Genomic DNA, 1,654 nt, shown 5'->3' on the forward strand with positions numbered 1-1,654 from the left:
TTAGGAGAAAATCATGCAACCGACCCGCGCCAACGATTTTACGCCTGAAGTCGAAGTTTTTGCGGTGGCATTAGAGTTGTCGAGCAAGAGCTGGAAAATTGCCTTGCACGACGGAAAGAGAGAGAAGCCGGCGATTCAGACGGTTTCCGGCGAGACAGCGGCGGGGCGCCTCAACGAAACGGTGCAGGAGATTGAGAAGTTCAAGGCAAAGTGGGGCCTGGCCGCAGAGGTACGCACCGTCGTGCTGTACGAGGCTGGTCAGGATGGCTTCTGGATTGAACGCGCCCTCTCGAAGCTGGGCTACGAGGTGGTGATCTGCGACCCTGCCAGCATTCCCGTCGAGCGGCACAAACGGCGGGCCAAGACCGACCGGCTCGACGCGATCAAGCTGGTGCTGACATTGCGGGGCTGGTTGCGTGGCGAGTACGACCGGATGCACGTGATCCGTGTTCCGACGGTGGAGGCCGAGGCGCAGCGGCACGTGGTACGGGACCGCGGCGAGTTGCAAAAGGAAACGCAGCAGCACCGCGACCGGATCCGCAAGCTGCTGCGCACCGTCGGCTGCTGGGATGGCGTCGGCGGCGATGTGGGGGCGCGGCTGAACAAGCGGGAATTGTGTTGCTACGACGGCGATCCGCTGTCGGCGCAGCTGCAGCAGCGGCTGGAACAGGAGTGCAAACGTTTGGAGTTGGCGCAGCAACAACTGGCCGCGCTGGAAAAAGGGATGGCGGAGCAATTGCCGCCGGAGGTGCGCCAGCGCATTGCCGACCTGGAACGGTTGAAGGCGGTGGGGCCGGTGGGCGCGACGAGGCTGGTGCTGGAGCTGTTCTGGCGCAAATTCGAGAACCGCAGGCAGGTGGGCGCCTGCGTCGGTTTGGTGCCGCAGCCCTACGACAGCGGCGAGAGCCGGGTTGACCAGGGCATCAGCAAGCAGGGCAACCGGCGCGTGCGCGCGCTGTTGATCGAGATGTCTTGGTTCTGGCTGCGCTACCAACCCGACAGCGTGATGACGAAATGGTTCGCCCGGCGCACGCAGGGAGGCCAGAACAAGCGCGGCAAGCGCATCGCCATCGTCGCGGTGGCGCGCAAGCTGGTGGTCGCCCTGTGGCGCTACCTGGAGCATGGGATCGTCCCCGAAGGGGCGCAGTTGAAACGAGCGGCATAAGGGAGTAAGGCGGCACGTTCAGTACCAGTAGTTGGCATTACGTTGAAGTACGCAGCAGCAAGGAGTAGGCAGGCCCGTAACCCGACCTGGTTGCCCATGGCAACCGACCCTAGTAGATGGGGCTTGCACGCATCAAGGTCACTAAGCGCAACGCGCATGCAGAATTAGGCTGGGGTAGCAAAACCAGCGGATAGAAGGTGGTGGGACGTGAAGTCTCACGCAATGATGACCGAGAGCTTCGAACTGGGCTGTACGAACGACGAAAGCAAAGCGCTGGCAATGAACGAAGGCCAAAACGAAACAGGTCGGCATGGCGCCAAGCCGCAATATGCGTCATGGCGCCATGGACCAGCATATTTCGGTATCGGCGGGGTCAAGGGTTCGCTTCGCCGGGCTTCGCCCGCCCTTGACCCCGCCGATACCGAAACAAGGGATAGGATAAATTTGCGAAAAACCAGTTGACTTGGAATTCATCATAGAAGGTCGGGT

General features: G+C 61.5%; 2 protein-coding genes. Both read left to right on the forward strand.

Annotated elements, in window-relative coordinates; all coding sequences use genetic code 11:
* The first annotated feature begins 13 nt into the window (after positions 1-13).
* Positions 14-1,165 (forward strand): IS110 family transposase, encoded by a 1,152-nt coding sequence (locus ACFDR9_RS27590; protein WP_017878279.1) that lies wholly within the window; start codon positions 14-16, stop codon positions 1,163-1,165.
* Between the two features lie 222 nt (positions 1,166-1,387).
* A complete protein-coding gene (locus ACFDR9_RS27595) occupies positions 1,388-1,627 on the forward strand; it encodes a hypothetical protein (protein WP_157406410.1) in 240 nt (79 codons plus the stop codon).
* The last annotated feature ends 27 nt before the right edge of the window (positions 1,628-1,654 follow it).

It is taken from the genome of Janthinobacterium sp. CG_23.3 (assembly GCF_046115965.1).
GTDB lineage: Bacteria > Pseudomonadota > Gammaproteobacteria > Burkholderiales > Burkholderiaceae_D > Janthinobacterium.

Coding starts and splice junctions, on each gene's coding strand:
- ACFDR9_RS27590 (WP_017878279.1), top strand. CDS start 14: ATGCAACCGACCCGCGCCAACGATTTTACGCCTGAAGTCGAAGTTTTT.
- ACFDR9_RS27595 (WP_157406410.1), top strand. CDS start 1,388: ATGATGACCGAGAGCTTCGAACTGGGCTGTACGAACGACGAAAGCAAA.